At 30.3% G+C, this 20,761-nt stretch carries 19 protein-coding genes; 18 read left to right on the forward strand and 1 reads right to left on the reverse strand.

Annotated features, from left to right (window positions below):
• Positions 1-140: 140 nt before the first annotated feature.
• The 3 genes from G9F70_RS07800 to G9F70_RS07810 are packed head-to-tail and all read left to right on the forward strand — an operon-like array spanning position 141 to position 3,468.
• Positions 141-1,070 (forward strand): ABC transporter permease, encoded by a 930-nt coding sequence (locus tag G9F70_RS07800; protein ID WP_224617467.1) that lies wholly within the window; start codon positions 141-143, stop codon positions 1,068-1,070.
• A gap of 10 nt (positions 1,071-1,080) precedes the next feature.
• Positions 1,081-1,962, forward strand: a complete 882-nt coding sequence (locus G9F70_RS07805) for a carbohydrate ABC transporter permease (protein ID WP_164945485.1) — start codon at positions 1,081-1,083, stop codon at positions 1,960-1,962.
• Positions 1,963-2,010: 48 nt separating this feature from the next.
• Positions 2,011-3,468 carry an extracellular solute-binding protein gene (locus tag G9F70_RS07810; protein ID WP_164945486.1) on the forward strand — a complete coding sequence of 486 codons (1,458 nt, stop codon included), beginning with the start codon at positions 2,011-2,013 and terminating at the stop codon, positions 3,466-3,468.
• Positions 3,469-3,593: 125 nt separating this feature from the next.
• Here G9F70_RS07810 and G9F70_RS07815 read toward each other — a convergent pair whose 3' ends face one another.
• Positions 3,594-6,095: a M4 family metallopeptidase gene (locus tag G9F70_RS07815; protein WP_164945487.1), complete on the reverse strand. Its 2,502-nt coding sequence runs from the start codon at positions 6,093-6,095 to the stop codon at positions 3,594-3,596.
• A 684-nt stretch (positions 6,096-6,779) separates the two neighbouring features.
• Between G9F70_RS07815 and G9F70_RS07820 the strand changes: the two genes are divergently transcribed.
• The 15 genes from G9F70_RS07820 to cas5b all read left to right on the forward strand — a co-directional run bounded on the left by G9F70_RS07820 (position 6,780) and on the right by cas5b (position 20,754).
• Complete coding sequence (locus G9F70_RS07820) at positions 6,780-8,447, forward strand: DNA repair helicase XPB (protein ID WP_164945488.1); 1,668 nt, start codon at positions 6,780-6,782, stop codon at positions 8,445-8,447.
• Positions 8,448-8,520: 73 nt separating this feature from the next.
• Entirely contained in the window at positions 8,521-10,230 is a 1,710-nt protein-coding gene (locus G9F70_RS07825) for a helicase-associated domain-containing protein (RefSeq protein WP_164945489.1), read from the forward strand.
• Between the two features lie 63 nt (positions 10,231-10,293).
• Positions 10,294-11,130 carry an Rpn family recombination-promoting nuclease/putative transposase gene (locus tag G9F70_RS07830; protein ID WP_164945490.1) on the forward strand — a complete coding sequence of 279 codons (837 nt, stop codon included), beginning with the start codon at positions 10,294-10,296 and terminating at the stop codon, positions 11,128-11,130.
• Between the two features lie 841 nt (positions 11,131-11,971).
• Complete coding sequence (locus G9F70_RS07835) at positions 11,972-12,109, forward strand: zinc ribbon domain-containing protein (protein ID WP_411956014.1); 138 nt, start codon at positions 11,972-11,974, stop codon at positions 12,107-12,109.
• A gap of 234 nt (positions 12,110-12,343) precedes the next feature.
• Positions 12,344-12,523: a DUF3791 domain-containing protein gene (locus G9F70_RS07840; RefSeq protein WP_224617468.1), complete on the forward strand. Its 180-nt coding sequence runs from the start codon at positions 12,344-12,346 to the stop codon at positions 12,521-12,523.
• A complete protein-coding gene (locus G9F70_RS07845) occupies positions 12,520-12,723 on the forward strand; it encodes a DUF3990 domain-containing protein (protein ID WP_224617469.1) in 204 nt (67 codons plus the stop codon). Before G9F70_RS07840 ends, G9F70_RS07845 begins: the two co-directional genes overlap by 4 nt.
• Positions 12,720-12,962, forward strand: coding sequence for a hypothetical protein (locus tag G9F70_RS07850; RefSeq protein ID WP_164945492.1), 243 nt, complete (start codon positions 12,720-12,722; stop codon positions 12,960-12,962). The genes G9F70_RS07845 and G9F70_RS07850 overlap by 4 nt, the downstream gene beginning before the upstream one ends.
• A 542-nt stretch (positions 12,963-13,504) precedes the next feature.
• Positions 13,505-14,338, forward strand: a complete 834-nt coding sequence (locus tag G9F70_RS07855) for an Rpn family recombination-promoting nuclease/putative transposase (RefSeq protein WP_164945493.1) — start codon at positions 13,505-13,507, stop codon at positions 14,336-14,338.
• Between the two features lie 212 nt (positions 14,339-14,550).
• Entirely contained in the window at positions 14,551-14,742 is a 192-nt protein-coding gene (locus G9F70_RS07860) for a hypothetical protein (protein WP_164945494.1), read from the forward strand.
• The gene (locus tag G9F70_RS07865; protein ID WP_164945495.1) at positions 14,735-15,322 is read left to right on the forward strand and encodes a transposase; all 588 of its coding nucleotides are present in this window, start codon (positions 14,735-14,737) and stop codon (positions 15,320-15,322) included. Before G9F70_RS07860 ends, G9F70_RS07865 begins: the two co-directional genes overlap by 8 nt.
• Positions 15,323-15,624: 302 nt before the next feature.
• Positions 15,625-15,750 carry a hypothetical protein gene (locus G9F70_RS26950; RefSeq protein ID WP_263484274.1) on the forward strand — a complete coding sequence of 42 codons (126 nt, stop codon included), beginning with the start codon at positions 15,625-15,627 and terminating at the stop codon, positions 15,748-15,750.
• Positions 15,751-16,385: 635 nt separating this feature from the next.
• Positions 16,386-17,084, forward strand: coding sequence for a CRISPR-associated endoribonuclease Cas6 (locus G9F70_RS07870; protein WP_164945496.1), 699 nt, complete (start codon positions 16,386-16,388; stop codon positions 17,082-17,084).
• 19 nt (positions 17,085-17,103) lie between these two features.
• Complete coding sequence (locus G9F70_RS07875; protein ID WP_164945497.1) at positions 17,104-18,990, forward strand: hypothetical protein; 1,887 nt, start codon at positions 17,104-17,106, stop codon at positions 18,988-18,990.
• 3 nt (positions 18,991-18,993) lie between these two features.
• Positions 18,994-19,947: a type I CRISPR-associated protein Cas7 gene (locus tag G9F70_RS07880; protein WP_164945498.1), complete on the forward strand. Its 954-nt coding sequence runs from the start codon at positions 18,994-18,996 to the stop codon at positions 19,945-19,947.
• Positions 19,948-19,995: 48 nt separating this feature from the next.
• Positions 19,996-20,754 (forward strand): type I-B CRISPR-associated protein Cas5b, encoded by a 759-nt coding sequence (gene cas5b, locus G9F70_RS07885; RefSeq protein ID WP_164945499.1) that lies wholly within the window; start codon positions 19,996-19,998, stop codon positions 20,752-20,754.
• Positions 20,755-20,761: the final 7 nt, after the last annotated feature.

The following is a 20,761-nucleotide window of genomic DNA, read 5'->3' on the forward strand; positions in this document are numbered from 1 at the left end:
GGTTTTTTGTTAAATTAAGGGATGTTTATAAAAAAGGTTGGTAATATATTGAGGTCAATGATAGAATATGGATAGATATGTTAAATTAGAGGCTTAACGACAAAGTAAAGTTGAATTGTAAAGAGTAGGGGAGGAATCAATTGGAGAAGGCGAAAATAAAGGATAAACATAAATTTAAAGCAAAGTGGAAAAAAATAAAAGAAGATAGAGTACTATATCTAATGCTTTTACTACCACTTATATATTTTATAATATTTCATTTAATACCTTTAGCGGGTATGTCCCTTGCATTTCAAGATTATAGAATCATAGGAGATAATGTTTTTGTAGGCTTAAAGCATTTTAAAACATTATTCAGTTCTGCTAGTTTTTTTCATGTTCTTAAAAATACTATAATAATAAGTACTATGAAAATAGTATTTTTCTTTCCAATACCAATAATTTTCTCTTTACTTATAAGTGAAGTAAAATCGATAAAGTTTAGAAAATATGTACAATCAGTAGTATATTTACCACACTTTCTTTCTTGGGTAGTAATTACAGGTATATGGATTAAGTTATTATCGCAAACAAATGGGGGCGTAAATAATATCTTGAACATATTTAATATACCCTCTATTGATTTTATGACAAGCAAAGGATATATAAGATGGGTCCTGGTTTTTTCAGAAATGTGGAGAAGTGCGGGATGGGATTCAATAATATATTTAGCTGCTATAATGAGGATAAGTCCTGCATTATATGAATCTGCAAGAATAGATGGTGCATCTAGGTTTGACGAGATGATACATATTACAATACCAGAACTTACAACAACGATAGTTACAGTATTTATTTTGAATTTAGGATTTTTTATGAATGCAGGCTTTGATCAAGTTTTTAATTTTATGAATGATTCGGTTATAAGTGTAATTGATATACTTGATACCTATGTTTATAGGATAGGATTAATAAATGGTCAGTATGCTTTCGCTACAGCTGCAAGTTTATTTAAAGGTGTAATTGGAATTATGTTGATCTTTACCACACACTTTTTAGCTAAAAAAATATCTGGGAAAGGGTTATGGTAGGGTGAATGATATGAAAAATAAAGAAAATTTAGGTCGCTTCATCTTTTATATATTACTGTTTATTGTTACTTTAACTATGCTTGTACCAATTGTGAATTTACTAGCACTGTCATTAACGGACCCTGCTCGCGTAAAAGAAGTTACAGGGCTTACCATTATCCCTAAGGGATTTTCTTTTGATAATTATAGAGTTTTATTTTCTAATCCTCAGATTATGAAAAGTCTTTTTAACTCAGTATTCATAACTGTAATAGGCACTGCGTTAAATTTAGCTTTAACAATAATGGCAGCTTATGCACTTACAAGGCCAGGTCTTGTGGGAAAAAAATTCTTTATGGTAATTTTAATAATTGTTATGGTATTTGAACCAGGATTAATTCCAGAATATCTACTAATTAAAAGCATAGGACTTTTAGATACTTACTCTTCAGTAATTTTATATAAGGCACTAAATGTATATTATTTAATTATACTTATGAGATTTTTTGAAGAGGTGCCAGAAGCACTTATTGATGCAGCAAGGGTAGATGGTGCAGGACATTTAACTGTTCTATTTAAAATATTAATTCCGCTTTCGAAGTCTTCCATTGCAACTATAGGTTTGTTTTATGGGGTTTTTCACTGGAATGAATATTTTAGAGCATCAATATACTTAAATGATTCGGCTAAATGGCCATTACAATTAGTGCTTCGGCAGTTTGTGGTGTTAAATGATACCACATCAATGCTGGGGGCCAATAGTCTACTATCTTTTGATAAGGCATCTCAGTTAAGTTATAAGGCATTACAAGCAGGAACTATAATGATTGCAATAGTTCCTATACTTTTAATATATCCATTTATACTTAAAAATTACACCAAGGGAACAATGGAAGGAGGAGTTAAGGAGTAGCTGTTTTAATAAATAGTATTTTTAAAAAATAATCTTAGGGGTGATATTATGAAAAAGTCAATAGCTTTGATGCTTGTAATTATAAGTACGCTGAGTTTAGTATCATGCAAACCAAAAAGCGATGATGAGGTGGGTAAAAATAACTTGATTGAGCCAATAGTGGTGAGAATGGTGATGAAAGATGTAAGTCCCAAAGATCCTATAGCTCAAAAATATATAGGACTTATAGAAAAGGGCCTAGCGCAGGAGGGAACAAAAGTTCAGATCAAACTTGAAGAAATGCCTTCAGGTAACTACGCTGAAAAATTAAATTTGAAGTTACTTGGTAAAGATATTCCTGATATTATATACTTCCAAGGAGGAGACCAACAGATATCTCAGCAAGGATTACTCGAGGACTTAACACCATATATAAAAAAATCTAAGTATATAAAACCTAATTTAGAACCACAAAATAAAAAGAGACTCGCAAACTATCCTTACTTATTATGGATTAAACCTCTTGCATCAAAGGTGCCAGTAATGAGAAGTGATTGGTTCAATAAATTAAGTACATCTAAAAAGCTTATGGAAGATCCTACTATAGATAATTATTATGCATTTTTAAAACAATTAAAAGATTCTAATTTAGGTGGAAAAGGATCACCAGCCTATGCATTAACAGCTGCTGGGAATACTTTAGAGATTGATGAAATATTTGACCAAGCTTTTGGAAATAAATCCACTTGGACTAAAGATAAAAATGGTAAATATATTTTTAATAAAGTTTCTAAAAGCGAAAAAGAAAAGTTAACTTTTTATAATAAACTTTATAAAGAAGGAATACTAGATCCAGAATTCTTAACTAAAAAATGGGACACAAAAGAAAAAGCTTTTTATGAAAATGGAGCTGCTATAATAGCTGGAACAGCAGGAAAAGTTATAGATATTTATGAAGGTAAAGTCAAAAAGGCTAACGCTACAGGACTTACGGTTTTACCACCAGCAAAGGGAAAAGCTCAAGGATATTTACCTATAGATGTTTCTAAAGAAAATAGAGGTATAGCTATTTCTTCTACATCTAAAAATAAAGATATCTCCTTTAAAATTCTAGACTTTTTAGCTAGTGAGAAAGGTCAAATGATAGATCGTTTAGGTTTTGAAGGTGAGCATTATGTAATTAAAGATAATAAAATCCAGTTAACTGAAAAATCACAAGAATGGTATGCGAAATTTTGGGAGCCTTCAAAAATTTCACTAGGAAAAGAACTTGCAAAACCGCTACTGGGAGCTGCAGGAACCAAGTCAGTAGAAGATGTTAATAAGCTTTATACTGAAGATATTAATTTTATAATCCCAGAAGAACTTTCTGTTAAATGGGATTCTATAAATAACTTATATAAAGAATATTCAGCAGATATAATTACAGGAAAACGTCCTATAAGTGATTTTGATAAGTTTGTAACGCAGTGGTATGAAAATGGTGGAGAAGATATAACTAAACATGCAAATGAAGTATTAAAGTAATTGTAACTATAGCATGAATTTATCATTTGAAGAGAGAATAAGAGGCGAGGTAAATTCTTGTAAACCTATTGTAGATATATAACAAAAGCCGCTATCATAAATTCAGATAGCGGCTTTAAATCTATTTATTTATTAGAAATACTCATTGGTTCTAAAAGTTCCTTCATTATATTAGCTGGTTTATCAAGGGATAATTGCTTATCTGAATAATATCCAACTTGATCTATTGTATAACCATAGGCAGTGACACTGGCATCAGTTACTAAATTAACGTTAATTGTATCACCATCAACTTGTGCCCAGAATCCACTCTTTGTTCCATCATATTTTGATATGACATTATTGTTTTTATCTTTGATATTTACAAAGTCATATCCAGCTTCGGTTTCAAGTCTTGAGAAATGTACAGAAACCTTTTGCGCTCCGGCCTTTGCATATGTGTAGGTATTGTTATAGTTGTTTGCATAGTTGTGAGGTGAATCAGCTGTCTTTGTTTCATAGTACCATTGGTTAGCACTAGTGCCAGTTGGGTAGTTAGCCTTAAGAGTATATGCAGCAGCTGTACTGTAAGCTCCACTGTAACCAATTACTTTAACATAGTATTTACCAGCAGCGGGTGATGAATATGCGATACTCTCATTAGAGGTGCCTCCAGTTTCTGATTTAGCAACAGTTGTTCCACTTGAATCAAGTAGATATACATCATAATCCTTTGGTATGTTAGTTAAACTAACTGCTATAGCTCCTGGTGCTGTTGTATTAAAATAGTAATAATCAGTATCTGTTGATGAATAAATATAAGAATTGTAAACTGTGTCACTTGTTATTGGGCCGTATGCAGTAGCAGTAGAATTATTTGGTTCATATGTGTCATTGCCAACAACTGTTCCACCAATTCCAACCTGTGTAAAAGCATTTGCAATTGCGGTATATTCAGCCCCGTTTGCTCCATATAAATCTGTTGCTGCTTGTAATAATGCGGTTCTAGCATCGTCAAACTGTGATGTAGCAGTTAAGTATGTTGATAATGCACGGTAATAGATTTTTGATGTTTTGGAGTTGTCATTTATTGTACTAGCTAAAAGATAAAATGCTTTATTAGTAATACCACTATTTGTATGAACTCCGCCCCAATCACCAGCTTGTGTTTCAGGCTTAGTAACATAAGCACTCATATTATCTGGTTGGCCGTATAATGTAGGGTTCTTTAAATCTCTTAGTGCATCTCCAGGTGTATTTGGAGTATAGCAATCCTCACCCATTTGCCAATCCGATACATCTCCTTCAATTAAATACCCAAATACATCAGACATAGATTCATTTAATGCGCCAGATTGGCTTCTATATTCTAAATTAGCTGTCTTTTCAGTTACTGCATGAGTAAATTCATGCCCTACAACATCAAGAGCTGCTGATAAAGCCTTAAACCTACTACCATCACCATCTCCATATACCATTTGAACGCCATTCCAATAAGCATTATTGTAATTTGATCCATAATGTACTGAAGATTTTATTGTTGCACCAGCATTATCAAAGCTATTTCTATTGAAGTTATTTTTATAAAAATCATAAACTAAACCAATATTATAGTGAGCATCTACTGCAGCGCCCTGAACAGCTGAGTTAAAATTGTTATCTGTATCTGTAGCAAGTGTTCCAGGAAGATTTTCATCATTAGTGCTATTATCCATGCTATAAGTGTATATACTTGCGCCCTTTGTTAAATCAGTTAAACTATATTTGCTGTTAGTATAATCTAAGTTTAAATTTCTTGTCTGCCCATTTACACCCACACCGGTTCCTGTTGCAGCAGAATTATCAATAGCATTAAAGGAATCTATTACATTACCGGTTTCTGCATTAACGAATATTTTCCAGTTGCCTGGCTTAGGTCCCATAAATTGCAAAGTAACTAATTGTACTGCTTGCCACTGTCCTTTATAATTATATAAATAAGGTACTGATACTGGTTCAGAGTTGTAGATGACCTTATTTGACTTAACGGCTAAATTATCTTTTACAACTTCATTAGTTGTAGCATCAACTTTATTAGTTGTATAATCAAGTTTATCTGAGTCTAAGTGTAAATAAGCTTCTGCAACTTTAATAGCTTTGCTAGCTGAAATCTTTATTTTGTTATTCCATATATCAGTTGGGATACTTTGATCAGCTTGCCCATTAATTGAATACACATTGCCGTTATTATCTGTATGAACTATTAATTCTGTTCCATATACAGGTATACCATCTACAAATAATTTGTATCTATAATGTTTTGTTCCTAATTTATCTGAATCAACCCTTTCAATTTCAAAGTTACCATACTCTAAATTAAATAGAGCCTTATTATCATTTAAGAAATTTAATGCATCAGTTTCATTCTGAACGGGCTTTTCTGACAAATTACCAGTAACAAATGTAGGGATTCCCTTCTTTTCGTTCCAGATGATTTTTAATTCTTTTTTTGATTTTCCCGAGGCTTTTGTGAATTTATCCAAAATGCTTACCTGCTTATTCTTTTTATCAATTCTATCATCCTTTTTCACACCAGGATAAGTAGCTCCTTGAGCCGTTATGCCAAATGTAAACACAAATACCAATAAAAAAGCAACTGTCTTTTTCAATTAATAATCCTCCTTTTAATTTTAATTTAGATTTCGATGCTATCATTGATGTAAGGACCAATGTACTATATTACCATAGGCATACTCCCTCTCATTTTTATTTGAACATATGGATGGCCGTATATTTGAAACTATAGTTATACAAATTTAGTTGCACAAATAAAATCTATGCATACTAAAAGCAAGTCCTTAATTGATTCTCAAAACAATTATAATAAATTAAGTAGGATAATTAGGGATTCTGATTTACCTGGTGTGTTTTGGATTATGAATTGAGTTGAATTAAATAACACTGTTTATGTGAGGTTACAAGAAGTTCAGCAAGGTGCTGTTTTTTTATCAATCTTTATCGAAGGTTGTTTATAATGAATCTTCTATATATGTTAAATATTAACATATATAGAAATACAATTCAACACTTTTGTTAAATATTTGTTACTTTTTTTTAGCGATGTTTTATAAATCCTAGTAGGAAAACTCCATAAAGTAATTAGTGAATTTTCTCCTATGGGTAATCATATATGGTACTTGGAATAGCTATGATCATATTAATAGTGTTTACTATGAAATATATGAATGAAAGGCTTGGACTTAAGCAAAATTGATTTCTCTCAATAAAATAGTATAATATAATAAGATGCCACTTGCCACGTGAGGGGCACTAGCCACCTAAGGAGGGGAATTATGAGTTACAACACTAATAATCCAATAATAATTCAGAGTGATAAAACTTTATTAGTAGAGGTAAATAATGATTTATATGAGGAAGTAAGAGATCAAGTATCAAGATTTGCAGAACTTGAAAAAAGTCCAGAATATATACATACATATAAAATTTCACCACTTTCCTTATGGAATGCAGCTTCTAGTGGTATGTCTTCACAAAAAATATTGGAAATTTTAGAAAACTACAGTAAATATGAAGTGCCACAGAATGTAATAAAAGATATAGAACATAATATAGAGAAATATGGAAAAATAAAGTTAATAAAAGAAGATAATAGGCTAATATTAATATGTGATGATAAGTACATAATGACTGAAATTTTAAATTATAAATCTATGGATAAATATATATTAGAAAAAATAGATGAGCGCAAAGTGATTATAAATTCTCTAATGAGAGGTTCAATAAAGCAGTTTTTAATTAAACTTGGTTACCCAGTAGAAGATTTAGCAGGGTACATTGAAGGTGCAAAGTTTGACACCACACTTAGAAAAAAGACGCTACATGGAGACGCGCTTACAATAAGAGATTATCAGAAAGAAGCAGCAGATATATTTTATGCTAATGGAACGGCTAAGGGTGGAAGTGGAGTAATTGTCCTTCCTTGTGGTGCTGGTAAAACAATAACAGCTATGGCCACGATGGATAAAATTAATACAGAAACTTTAATTTTAACTACCAATATAACAGCGCTAAGACAATGGAAGTCTGAAATAATTGATAAAATGAATATAAAAGAGGAAGATATAGGAGAATATAGTGGTGAAATAAAGGAAATAAAGCCTATAACTATAACTACCTATCAAATACTTACCTATAGGAAAAGTTCCGTATCAGAGTTCGCCCATATGAAATTGTTTAATGATAAGAAATGGGGCTTTATTATATATGACGAAGTCCATACATTGCCAGCGCCAATTTTTAGAGCAGTAGCAGATATTCAAGCAACTAGGAGACTAGGCTTAACTGCGACTCTTGTTCGGGAAGATAAAAAAGAAGATGATGTATTTACGTTAATAGGACCTAAAAAGTATGATGTGCCTTGGAAGGTGTTAGAAAAGCAAGGGTGGATAGCAACAGCTGAATGCAAAGAAATCAGAGTGGCGATGCCAGAAAATCTTAAAATGGAATATGCTGTAGGGGAAAGTGCAAAGAAATTTAGGATAGCTTCAGAAAACTATAGTAAAATAGATGTATTAAAGGATCTTATAAATGTGCATAAAAATGATAGCATACTTATAATTGGTCAGTATGTGCAGCAGCTTAACATAATAGCGAAGGAGCTTAATCTTCCGCTTATAACGGGAAAAACAAAGAACGCGGATAGGGAAGAGTTGTACCATAAATTTAAAAATGGAGAGGTTAAAATTCTTGTAGTTTCAAAGGTTGCAAATTATGCTATTGATTTACCTGATGCTAATGTGGCTGTTCAAGTATCTGGTACCTTTGGCTCAAGGCAGGAAGAAGCTCAAAGACTGGGAAGGATATTAAGGCCTAAAGGTGGAGATAACAAGGCGTATTTCTATTCTGTAGTTACAGCGGATAGTCGCGAACAAGAATTTGCAAGTAAAAGGCAGCTTTTTTTAACAGAGCAAGGATATAGATATATTATTGAAAATAGATAATTTTTTTAGCGATTAAAAGTAAATTAACAATATTCCAGCACCTAAGGTGATGAGTAAGAAAAGGCGGTAAATCATGAATATAATAATTAGAAATCAAATAGAGCAATTACCCACATATAACTTAACTGATTATTTAAAAGTTTCAGATATAAGACCACTACCTAAAAGAAAAGCCGATATGGTAGATGCTATAGAGAAAATAATCACTGATGAAATTCAAATATTAAAAATATGGAAAAATCTAAGTGACTTAGACAAAGAACTAATGGAAGCCTTTATCAGAGGAGAAGGTGCAATTGACTCAAGTGAAATAGATAGTATATATGAAAAGCACCATGCCAATTCGCAGGAAGGTTCTAGGAATAGAAATTATAGGAGACATATATTATCAGAGAATTCAAAAGCAAATCTATTTTTTATTAATGGTAGTATTCCCCGCAATGTATTTAAGCTATTAAAAGCTCAGTTAAAAGAAATAGAAATAAAGTTTGAACCTGTTGAAATAAATATAGAAAATTATGTGTATGATAAAGATATTAAATATATTTCAATAGGAGAGGATTTTGAAAAAGATTTTTTGTCTATAATAAAGCTTATTAATTCTAGCAACTTAAAAGTAACTGAATCAATGCAATTACCTAATAAAACTGCTTTGGTAAAAATGAATGAAGCTTTAAAAAACAAAGAAATTTTTAGAATGGATGAAATAAAGTCAATAGAAAAATCCACTAGGTTGTATGGTATATTCTATTTGCTAATGATTGGAGAAATCTTAGAAGTTGAGAATAGAAGCCTTATATTAACTGAGGATACAGAAAATTTTGTAGAGTTAAATATGGTAGAAAAATGCAAATATTTGTTGGATATATATTTAAATTGTGAGGTGGATGAACTAGCAAGAATAAATGAAATGAAGCTAATGAGTGAAAAAACAGAGAGGCTGGACCGGTGTAGAAAAACAATTTTAACTTATATTAAGAAAGCCCCTATGGATGAGTGGATTGACATGAAGCAACTTGCTGAGTTAATTAAAAAAACAAATAGAAACTTTTTAGTAAAAGCAGTAGGAGCAATAACAAAATATGATGACTACCATAGATATTATTACGATATTGACAGCTGGGAAGTATCCGAAAGATTTTTAGACGTTGTTTTCATTGAATATTTATCTACTATTGGAATAGTAGATTTAATAGTTAAAGCAAGGTATAACGATTATGATGTTTCATATATTGCGGTAAAATATTTTAAATTAACAGCACTTGGAGCACATGTACTAGGCGTAAATAATGAATATAAAAATAATATAGTCCTGCAAGATGCAGGTATGATTATTCAGCCTAATTTTGAAATAATGGTGCCACAGGGTAGTAGGAAAGAAAGCTATTGTCTTAATCTGGATAGATTTGCAGAGAAGAAATGTGAAGATCTAATGAATATATATGAATTGAATTTTAAATCCATGATAAGAGCGCTTGATAGTGATATTTCCATTGAGTGGATAATTGAGTTCCTTTTGGAAAATTCAAAAAACAATATGCCAGGTAATGTATTAACTACCCTGGAAAAGTGGAAACAAGATAGCAGTAAGATAAAGATTAGAACAGTAACTATAGTAGAAACTGAGGATAAATATCTTCTTGAAGAGTTAAGGAGTTATAAGGGAGTAAATAAGTACATAGAAAATCAGCTCCCACATGCATTTGAAATTGATGAACGTCATGCAAATAAGGTTAAAAGAGAAATAGAGAAAAAGGCACATTTTTGTATATTATCTGAATAAGCAATCTAGTTTAACTAAATAGATGGTATTTATAGTATTTTAAATATAAAGAGGAGTGATTATATGTGTAGGTTGAATCCGAAAATAGATCTTGTTTTTAAAAAGTTATTTGGCTCAGAAGAAAATAAAGATATACTAATAGCTTTTATTAATTCAGTATTATCTGAAGACCAGCAGATAGTTAATGTTGAGTTAAGAAATCCTTATAATATAGCAAGTTACTTTAAAGGAAAAATGTCTACAATAGATATAAAAGCAGTAGATGAAGATGGCAAATGGTACGATATAGAGATGCAGATAGCAGAACAGGGAGCTTACGATAAGAGAGCTTTTTATTATTGGTCGAAAGCATTTTCAGAACAAATTGAGAGCGGAGAACAATATGCAGAATTAAAGAAAACTATAGGAATTCATATTCTTGATTTCAACCTTGAGCAGTTAGAATGCGAAGAAGACTATCATAGTACTATAAAACCGTATATTGAAAAAAGTAAAAATCAGTTTTCCGACTTATTTGAATTGCACTTTATAGAACTTAATAAGTTCAAAAAAGATTATAATGAGATAAAGACAGCTATGGATAGATGGACGGCTTTTTTAAGCAAAGCTCATCAATTTGATAAAGAACATATACCAAAAGAACTAGCAGAAGACAAGGCTGTAAAAAAGGCAGTAGAACAATTAGATATAATGTATATGAGCAAAGAAGAACGAGAAGTTTATGAATATGAGAGAAAAGCTAGAATGAATTATAAGGAAGAAATGAGGACTGTATTAGAAAATCAAAAGGTAGAAATAGCTAGAAATCTATTAGATGTATTAAGCGATGAAATAATATCTAATAAGACAGGATTAACTATTGAGAAAATCAGAAAGTTAAGAAAAGAACTAGCTAATTAGAACGACAAGAGGATTATGTAATTTACAATTTACAATTCATTTTTATTTTTGCCATTATAATGACACAGAGAATAGTTATTATAAGTACATAGCAAGTAATTAAACTTTAATTAGAGTCCCCCTTTAATTAAGTATAGATTTAATATAAACACTTAAAAGAACCGGTGTAATTTAATCGGTTCTTTTTTATTGCCTAAAAAACAATACTAATCTTAAGGGGTATGATCTGGCCTTATTTAGAAGAAGAGAATTAGGACTTATCTTCTTTCTGAAACTCCCACGCATAAATGAAGGGGGTTCTTGAATACTAAATAACTTCTTTTATACTCTCATTTATAATAAAAATTATAAATTACAACATATAAAAACTAATTATTTTCTTCAAGAATTTCACTATCAAGCATCATAATTGACACATTAATGATAGTATATGGCTCGTTTCAAAACCTAGGTATATTTTAGTAGTGCTATCCATCCCACACCTGAAGGAGTGGGCTTTCTGCACAAATTCTTGTAATTGTACCGGCATTACAGATTATAGGGATTATGTTGATTGTTCAAATTATATATTTTCTTGTTATAAGAAAGAACTATTTATTAGAGATTAAGAAAAGTTTAGTGTAAATCATTTCAAATAAACAAGATATACAAACATATATACTAGGTAAAAAAGAGCAGAGATGAGTTAATCATTTTCTGCTCTTTTGTATTGTAGAATTTAAATTATTTTTCTAACAAGTTATCATGAGGCCAACCTTTTTGACCTTTTTCTAAGATAAATAGTCTACTAGCGTCTATGTGCTGTTAAAGGTGGGTGTGAAGCTTATAAAAAGTTGGGTGGATTTGTAGTGAGTGTGGTCATATAAAGCCGAAACTTTCATTATCTGAAAGGAGATATATCTGTGAGGAATGTGGTTGTATTATGGATAGAGATTATAATGCAAGTATCAATCTAGCAAGATATAAATTAGTAGGTTAACACCTTCGAAGAAGATGACTAATAACTTAAACGATACTACTAATATGTACCATGCGTTGTATGAGGATTTAAGGCCTTGGAGTGTTATAGCAAACGAAAGTAGTATATACGAAAGGATTACAAAATCGGACACGCTGAACAGGGGATTAAATAAAATTTATAGATTTTTATAGATATTTGGCAACGGTTGAGTAAATGTGTATAGAAGATAATATTATTCAATTACAGGTAATTATGAGTAGCTATCTAATAACTAGATGGAGAATAACTCCTAAAACATTTATTGAGAAGGATGAAAAATATAATATATTAAGATACATTAGGTTGTGTTATGAACCTTTTCACTTAACAGGAGAAGAAGGAATAGCAGAGGATATAGAAGAGTTTATAAGAGAGCGAGGTGGGGATATATGATAAAAAGATTGTATCATGGGAGCATAACTAAATTTGATGAAATAGATATTTTTAAAGGAAAAGGGTATAAGGATTTTGGACAGGGATTTTACACCACAGGTGTGAAAGAGCATGCAGTAAGATTGGCAAAAAGAAATAAAAGGATAGCAGAAGATCATTTAGAAGAGTTAGTGTTTAGATGGAGGAAAGAAATAGTATGAAAATAACACCTGAAAGGATAGAATTATCAAGGATGGCAATAGTAACATATGTAGTTAAAAGTTTAGTAAGTATATACAATATAAGTTCAGAAGAAGCTTTAGTTAAATTTATGACTGCACATACGTATGATTTATTGAGAATGGATTCATCTAAATTATGGTCAGAGAGTCAAGAATATGTTTTAGATATGCTATCAAACGAATTTAATAATGATTTGACTAATTGGCTAGAAATATAACAAAGAAGGTCAAAAGAAACAATAGAGAAATATATTCAGAATCAAGGATAAGCATTAAGCCGTTCAGCTACTACCCTAAAGGGATAGTAGCTTTCTGACTTTTTCATATAAATAGGCACTGAAAACTCGTTATTGCAGAATTTACTGCCACAAGAAGTGATAAAAATGTTAGAAGAGATTTGTGTGTTAAATGAGTACAAGCAAAAGGGTAATATGGATGTAGTGTATATGATTCCAAATTTATATTTATTATAACAATTGTATTCAGGAAATAAATCATAAATGAAATCGTCATCTATAAAGGAAAAATCATGCTTCAGCTCTGATGATACTTTGAGCTGTTTGACTTTTTGTCGCACCCATTATTATGAAGATGTGACATATCAATCATTCCTAAAGACATTAAGCTCCATTGGAGATTGAAATGAAGATTGTGGCAAGGCGCTGAATTCTAGGGTGTGAATTCCACTTAAAAAACAAATGCATGATGAAGCTTATCATATAGTTGTGGTATAATTATATTAGTTAAAGGGAGTGATTGCATGTGTAGATTGAATCCGAAAATAGATCTTGTTTTTAAGAAGTTATTTGGCTCAGAAGAAAATAAAGATATACTAATAGCTTTCATTAATTCAGTATTATCTGAAGACCAACAAATAGTTAATGTAAAATTTAAAAATCCTTATAATATAGCAAATTATTTAAAAGGAAAAATGTCTATACTAGATATAAAAGCAGTAGATGAAAATGGTAAATGGTATGATATAGAGATGCAAATAGCAGAACAAGGATCTTATGATAAAAGAGCTTTTTATTACTGGGCAAAAGTATTTTCAGACCAAATTGAGAGTGGAGAAGAGTATGCAGAATTAAAGAAAACTATAGGAATTCATATCCTTGATTTCAACCTTGGGCAATTAGAAGGCGAAGAAGACTATCATAATACTGTAAAACCATATATTGAAAATAGTAAAAAGCAGTTCTCAGATTTATTTGAGTTACACTTTATAGAACTTAATAAATTTAAAAAGGACTACAAAGAAATAAAAACAGCTATTGATAGATGGACGGCGTTTCTAAATAGAGCTTATCAAATTGATAAGGATAATATCCCACAAGAATTAGCTGTAGATGATGCAGTAAAAAAAGCGGTAGAACAATTAGATATAATGTATATGAGCAAAGAAGAAAAAGAAGTTTATGAAAGTGAAAAAAAAGTTAGAATGAACAGAATAGAAGAAATACGAACTGCAGAAGAAAAGGGAGAAATAAAAGCAAAAATAGGAATAGCTAAAAATCTTTTGCAAAACGGGATACCTATTGATATAATCGTAGAAAGTACTGGATTATCAATAGAAGAAGTAGAGAAAATTTAAAAAAATATTAGTATAAGCCCCTATTGGGCAATGTCATTAAGTTAAGAAATTCAAACAATAGTTTTAAAACAGAGTATGTTTAAAAATGCATACCCTGTTTTTTTTATATAATTTTCAGAGAAATTCCAGGGAATTTTCAAAAAAACTTGATAAATAGTAAAAAAAATGTGGCGAAGCCCCTTAATTACAAGGATTTTTAAGGAGGCTCACTCATGAATGAATATGCATATTTAATAAAGGGAAAATTGGACACTGTGTTAGCTGAAATGCATGAAAACTCGAGGCTGTTTGTTAACGACCCAGAGAAGGATTTTACTAGAAAACGAAAACTGTATTTCAAAGATATGCTGAATATTTTACTTTCTATGGGAGGTAAATATAGAGTACAGAATTTTATTGACTAGACGACAGACGAATGAAATAAAGGCACATCCAGAAAAATATAAGTTTATGCCCAAAAATCAAAATTTTGACTATCTTCCAGTTGGATATAAAGGAATTTATTCAATAAACTTTAGAATTGTTCGCTTTCCTATATCAGAGAATATCTACGAAGTTATCATTACAAACATTACTGAAAAAGAATTTCCTGCGGAAAGGATTAAAGAAATATATCACTTATGTTGGGGAATTGAGACATCATTTAGAGAACTAAAATATGCCATTGGACTAACAAACCTTCATTCAAAAAAGACGGCCTACATCGTACAAGAGATATTTGCACGGCTCACCATGTATAATTTCTGCGAAATGATCACAACGCAAGTCGTCATACAGCAGAAAGACAGAAAATACATCTATCAGGTTAATTTCACCATGGCAATATCAATTTGCCTGCACTATTTCAGATGTAGGAATGTAGAATCACCGCCTAATGTAGAAGCACTTATTAAAAAGAATATATTACCTATACGAAATGGAAGAAGAGACCCTCGCAAAGTCAGAACCAAATCGTCAGTTAGCTTCATATATAGAGTAGCATAAATAATCACTATTAAAAAAAATTTTTGACGGAGAAATGTCTCTGTCTTATTTGCATGCCCAAAAATAAGAGTTGTAAAAGAAAAAAGCCAATTGAAAGCATACATACTTTCAATTGGCTATAATTCTATTTGTCACAAGATGGTTAACTTAATGATATTGCACTATTGGGGGCTTTTTTTCTTGTGATTTAGAAAATGTATTTTGTATGATTATAGTAGAGATTCACAATGTAAAAGGAAAAATTACTTTAGAAGAAGCAAAAAAGTTTACAGGAGATTAACAATAGAATTTATGATGAAGTAATGGTTAGTAGGGAACATGCGGTGGGTTTTGTTAAATATCTATATGAGATTTTTGAGAAACAAAGTAAAGAAACAACTGCATTAAAATGTGAGGAATTTTTTCATGAAATAAATATATCGTCATAAAATCCTGCTAATCACTCCCCTCAAAGCCCCTTTGAATCCAAAATTTTTTTTGTGTTTATAGAGTTTCTAATTACAACCTTTCAAAAAAATGTCCTCGTTTAATTTAAGATGTTTCAATATTGTTTTCTGTGAATGTTGAGCTGTCAGCTATATAATGAAAATCATTCATGTCAACGTTATGAGATTTCAATATTTCATAAACTTCCGTTAGATTTTCATTATTATATGTTTTATCATCTAAGCGGAATATGAGTAATAATGAAATTAAATATGTTAGTTTTTTTTCAGAATACGCAGGTAGCTTTTTAAAATTAATTTATATATTGTTTTAATTTAATTTGACTTATATGTAAATTTGAAGTATTCTATTTATATAAAAATATCAGTGCTAGAGTATAATGAACCTTAACATGAAATGTATTTAAATTTATTAATTAATTGACTTGTAGCAGGTATTTTTATTTATTCAAATATTAAAGTATCATTATTAATTAATTGACTAAAACATAAAAAATATTGACAATGTGCAATTAAAGATATAATATGATATAAATTGGTGATAGGAGTGACTTGAAAAAGTACGGTTATGCTTCCATTAGCAAAAATAAAAACGAATAGGAGGGTAAGAAAAAAATATGGAATATGCTGGATTGACAATTACGGCATGCTTATTACAAGATGTTTATTTTACAAAAGCAGGTGAGGTAATTGGGCAAGTTATAAATAAGGCGTCATACATGGATAATCAGTTAGCAGAGAAGCATGTAAGAAATGAATATAAAAATTACTGCTTTGATTTGCTGTATCCATTGGAAAGTGATAAAACTTATAAAAGAGGAAGAATATATGTATTTAGAATTAGAAGCCTGGAAGAAAACTTTATAGTAAAATTAAAATTATTGCTTCCTAAAGTACAAAGTGACTTTATGAAAATAATTGCAATTGAACAAAACAATATCAAGCAAAAACATATTATAGAATTGTATACAGTAACACCAGCTTTAGTAACAGTAGACAACAAACATTGGTTGCCACAGGATAATTTTATGTTATTACAACAGCGATTTCAGATGAATTTAGAAAAGAAATACAAAGCATATTATGGGGAAGCACTGAATGTAAAGCAGAGTTTCATACAACATATAGAAATCCTAAATCATAAGCCAATGTCTTTTTTTTATAAAAATACCAAATTACTTGCCAATAAATTCAAAATTATTCCAAACGATGATATAATTTCTCAAAAATTAGCGTTTGTAGCTGAAGCTACAGGAATTGGGGAAAAATCTTCAGCCGCTGGGCTAGGCTATTGTAATGCACAATATTTAAAATAGTGGGGGTGAGATGTAAGATATGATAAAGGATATGGTTAAACCTTTTAAAGAAGCATTGGTAGATGATAAGAATATTGTTTTAGATAATTACAGATTAAAAGATGGACTTTATATAAAGCTGGATGTGAATAAACCAATTGAAATTTGTGAAGAAAATTTTATTATAGTGAATAATAAAGAAAAAGATAAGGGTATTGATGGAACTGAGATAAAAAAGCCAGAGTTGTATAAGTGGTTTAGAGAAATGGATTATTATAGTGTGATTTTAAATGAGGATACAAATAAGTGTATTGATCTTCCAGCAAAAAAAATACTTAGTACAAATCAAATGACATTTTTCATGAAAAAAGATAAGTGTCCTGTGATTGGTAAGGCTACTAATGGGAAGCCTGTTATTAAAAAAGAAAAGCTACTTGAACTTATAGAAAAGTATTTTGACAAATTGATGCTTTCAGAAAATAAGTTTATGGAAATTTATGAAAATAGTAAATATACAAAAGGAACACTGAAAAATGCAGAAAAGGAAGAATTTTTGAAAACTTATTTCAAAGAACAAATTGAATATATAAGAACTGAACAAAGAATAAAAAGCATAGAAGAAAACAAAAGGTTTATTTTAGAGAATTTTGATGGAATTATTGATAGTATAAAAGAATTTATGGAAAGGCACCCTTTTAACGGCTACATAAAAATATTTTTGGATTATAAAAAAGAAATGTATGAGATGGAAAGCCAAGTATACACCATTCCTAGGATTTTCAATGTAAATGATTACAATCTGTTTATTGATGGGAAAATTTTAGGATTACCAAGCAATAATATTACTACAAACACAAAAAAACCATATCTGCTATTGAAAACTATGCAAACCAATGCACCTTATAGGGTGAAAGTCGGAGAGGTTCAAAATGCAAAAAACTTCTTTGAATGGCTTGCGATACAGGGTAAATTCAAAGAAATTAAATTAGACTATAATTATAAATTCAATGGAACCGATTCTCATAAAAATGGGAAATCCTATCTCTCAATACATTTAAATAAAAAATCAGAAATAGATGAATTTGATAATATACCTTTTAGCGGATCTAAACTAAACTTTATTTTGTATAATGCGCTAAATATAGAAGAGAGAATAGATAAGAAGGATAAAAATTCATTGAAGGTTCCGATAAAAAATGAGCATATAAAAGACTATGGAATTCTACAACAGAGGTTTAGCGAATATTTTTTCAATAATAAGCTTTTTGGATATTTTAAAGACAATGAGCCAGATATAAAGTCTAATGAGTTTACAGGGCAAATGAGAGCTTTGTTTATCCTTGGAAGAGATGGACTATTTGACTTTTTCAGTAGGGGTGTAGACTCATCAATTAAGGCTAATATAAATAAACTCACAATGGATTTAATTCAGGAAAAATTCAAAACAACTGTACAAGGATTTAATTTTGATAGAATAGCTAAAGCGTATAATTTAAGAATTTCATTATTAAATTATTTTGAATTAGGAGGAGAAAAAATGGCAGATAAGATTAAAAATACTATGGATAGTTTAAAACTTAAACTAGTTTCAGATGAGTTAGTAGTGTGTGACAGTGATGAGGAATTTTATTTTGCAACAGGTCAATTAGCCTATTATATATTATCTCAATCTGAAAGTGATAGGAAAAATTTTGGGATTTTTGAACCAATATTAAATGCAAAAGATTCAAGTCAATTGAAGAAACAATTGAAAGAGATATTTGCAGTATATAAGCATGCAATTGGATTCAATAATATAAAGTTTAAGAACGCAATGAGTATGGTTATGGGATATGATGCAGATAGAAAAATAGTGGATAGCATGCAAGAGATGTTGCTTGCTGGGCTTTTAGCAAGCAATGTTTTTTATGAAAAAAAGGGGGCTTAAAAAATGATGAAAAATAGAGTGTATGGATTGATTGGTATTGCAAGTATTATGGCAAACTGGAATGCAGATTTTACAGGAAGACCAAAGGCAACTAGTGATGGTAATGTTTTTGGAAGTGATAAAGCACTTAAATATTCAATTAAAAAATATTTAAAGGATAAGGGGAAAAAAATTTTATATATAAAGACCTATAAAATTGATGAAAAAGCTAAAGCAGAAGAAAAAGATAAATTGCAGCCTAAGGAATTAACAGAAAGGTATAATGAAATATTTGCACCAGCAATAATTGATAATAAAACTTCATCAAAGGAAGTATTGAAAAATTTATTTTCAGCAATAGATGTGATGAATTTTGGGGCAACCTTCGCAGTGGCAGATCAGAATATAAGTATTACAGGGGCTGTGCAGATTGGTCAAGGCTTTAATAAGTATGAGTATAGTAATACAGAAGTACAGGATATTTTATCCCCTTTTAGAAATTCAAAAAAGCTTGACGCAGATGCATCAAGTTTAGGTAAAAAAATTGTGAGTAATGAAGCACATTATGTATACCCATTCTCAGTGAATCCAAACAACTATAATGAATATAGTGGTTTAATTGATGGGTTTAGTGGATATACAAAAGATGGATATAATCTATTTAAAGAAGCTGCTTTAGTAGGAGCTACTGCATTGAATACTAACAGTAAATCAGGTTGTGAAAATGAATTTGCATTATTTATTGAATGTATAGATGGATCTGAAGCATATTTACCCAATCTTGATAGATATGTGACCTTTGAGAAGGGCGAAGTAAAGAATATTATAGATTTAAGAAAAATTAGTGCAATTGTAAACGGTAAAATCATGGATCAAATAGAAAAAATAGAGTTATACTACAATCCATTTACAACAGATATTAAACATGAATTTAATAAGGTAGAAGTAAGGAATATATTTACTAATGAAGAAATTTAAACTTTTATACTAAGTTAAATAGTCAAAAAATGAAAAGAGGTGAGGAAGATGCAGGCTATAAAATTCAAATTAACAGGAAGAACTGCTTTTTTTAAGAAACCAGATGTAAATGTAAATACGTATTTTACTTATAATAATATTCATAAAGTAGCATTACTTGGGATTTTAGGCGCAGTAATTGGTTTACAGGGACATATTCAGCAAAATAGGAGTATAAAAGAAGGAAATAGTGTAGAATATCCAGAGTTTTACTCAAAACTTAAAGATTTGAAAATTTGTATAAACCCATATGGAAAGAATGGATACTTTTCAAAGAAGGTACAAATATTTAATAATAGTGTTGGATATGCAAGTGGAGAAGCAGGTGGGAATTTAATTGTGCGGGAACAGTGGATTGAAAATCCGCTGTGGGAAATCTATCTTTTAAATGATGGTTCTATAGAACAAGCATTGTTTGATAAATTGGAAGATTATTTAATTCATACCAAATGTACTTATATTCCTTATTTGGGTAAGAACGATCATCCAGCTGTTATTGAAGATTGCAAAATTGTTAACCTTGAAGAAGTAAAAGACATAGAACATATTGATTCATTATTTCTAGTAGAAACGGTAACGCTAGGAGATTCGCCATATATTGAAGGTGGAGACACATACTTCTTTAAAGAGTTTTCTCCAGTTTCACTCAGTAAACAATATAATTTCTATGAATTTAGGGAACTATGTTACACAAGTTTACTCATAGAAGAGGTTGCAACTAATGATAGTATTTACAAGGAAGAGGGGAAGATAATAGCATTTTTCTAGAAAATAT

Source organism: Clostridium sp. FP1 (assembly GCF_011065975.2).
GTDB lineage: Bacteria > Bacillota > Clostridia > Clostridiales > Clostridiaceae > Clostridium_AD > Clostridium_AD tagluense.

What these genes read in the sequence shown, in the direction of transcription:
- G9F70_RS07880 (WP_164945498.1), top strand. Translation starts at nt 18,994, where the DNA reads ATGATGAAAAATAGAGTGTATGGATTGATTGGTATTGCAAGTATTATG.
- G9F70_RS07830 (WP_164945490.1), top strand. Translation starts at nt 10,294, where the DNA reads ATGTGTAGGTTGAATCCGAAAATAGATCTTGTTTTTAAAAAGTTATTT.
- G9F70_RS07810 (WP_164945486.1), top strand. Translation starts at nt 2,011, where the DNA reads ATGAAAAAGTCAATAGCTTTGATGCTTGTAATTATAAGTACGCTGAGT.
- G9F70_RS26950 (WP_263484274.1), top strand. Translation starts at nt 15,625, where the DNA reads ATGGTTAGTAGGGAACATGCGGTGGGTTTTGTTAAATATCTATATGAG.
- G9F70_RS07855 (WP_164945493.1), top strand. Translation starts at nt 13,505, where the DNA reads ATGTGTAGATTGAATCCGAAAATAGATCTTGTTTTTAAGAAGTTATTT.
- G9F70_RS07820 (WP_164945488.1), top strand. Translation starts at nt 6,780, where the DNA reads ATGAGTTACAACACTAATAATCCAATAATAATTCAGAGTGATAAAACT.
- G9F70_RS07845 (WP_224617469.1), top strand. Translation starts at nt 12,520, where the DNA reads ATGATAAAAAGATTGTATCATGGGAGCATAACTAAATTTGATGAAATA.
- G9F70_RS07805 (WP_164945485.1), top strand. Translation starts at nt 1,081, where the DNA reads ATGAAAAATAAAGAAAATTTAGGTCGCTTCATCTTTTATATATTACTG.
- G9F70_RS07825 (WP_164945489.1), top strand. Translation starts at nt 8,521, where the DNA reads ATGAATATAATAATTAGAAATCAAATAGAGCAATTACCCACATATAAC.
- G9F70_RS07875 (WP_164945497.1), top strand. Translation starts at nt 17,104, where the DNA reads ATGATAAAGGATATGGTTAAACCTTTTAAAGAAGCATTGGTAGATGAT.
- G9F70_RS07870 (WP_164945496.1), top strand. Translation starts at nt 16,386, where the DNA reads ATGGAATATGCTGGATTGACAATTACGGCATGCTTATTACAAGATGTT.
- G9F70_RS07840 (WP_224617468.1), top strand. Translation starts at nt 12,344, where the DNA reads ATGAGTAGCTATCTAATAACTAGATGGAGAATAACTCCTAAAACATTT.
- G9F70_RS07860 (WP_164945494.1), top strand. Translation starts at nt 14,551, where the DNA reads ATGAATGAATATGCATATTTAATAAAGGGAAAATTGGACACTGTGTTA.
- G9F70_RS07850 (WP_164945492.1), top strand. Translation starts at nt 12,720, where the DNA reads ATGAAAATAACACCTGAAAGGATAGAATTATCAAGGATGGCAATAGTA.
- cas5b (WP_164945499.1), top strand. Translation starts at nt 19,996, where the DNA reads ATGCAGGCTATAAAATTCAAATTAACAGGAAGAACTGCTTTTTTTAAG.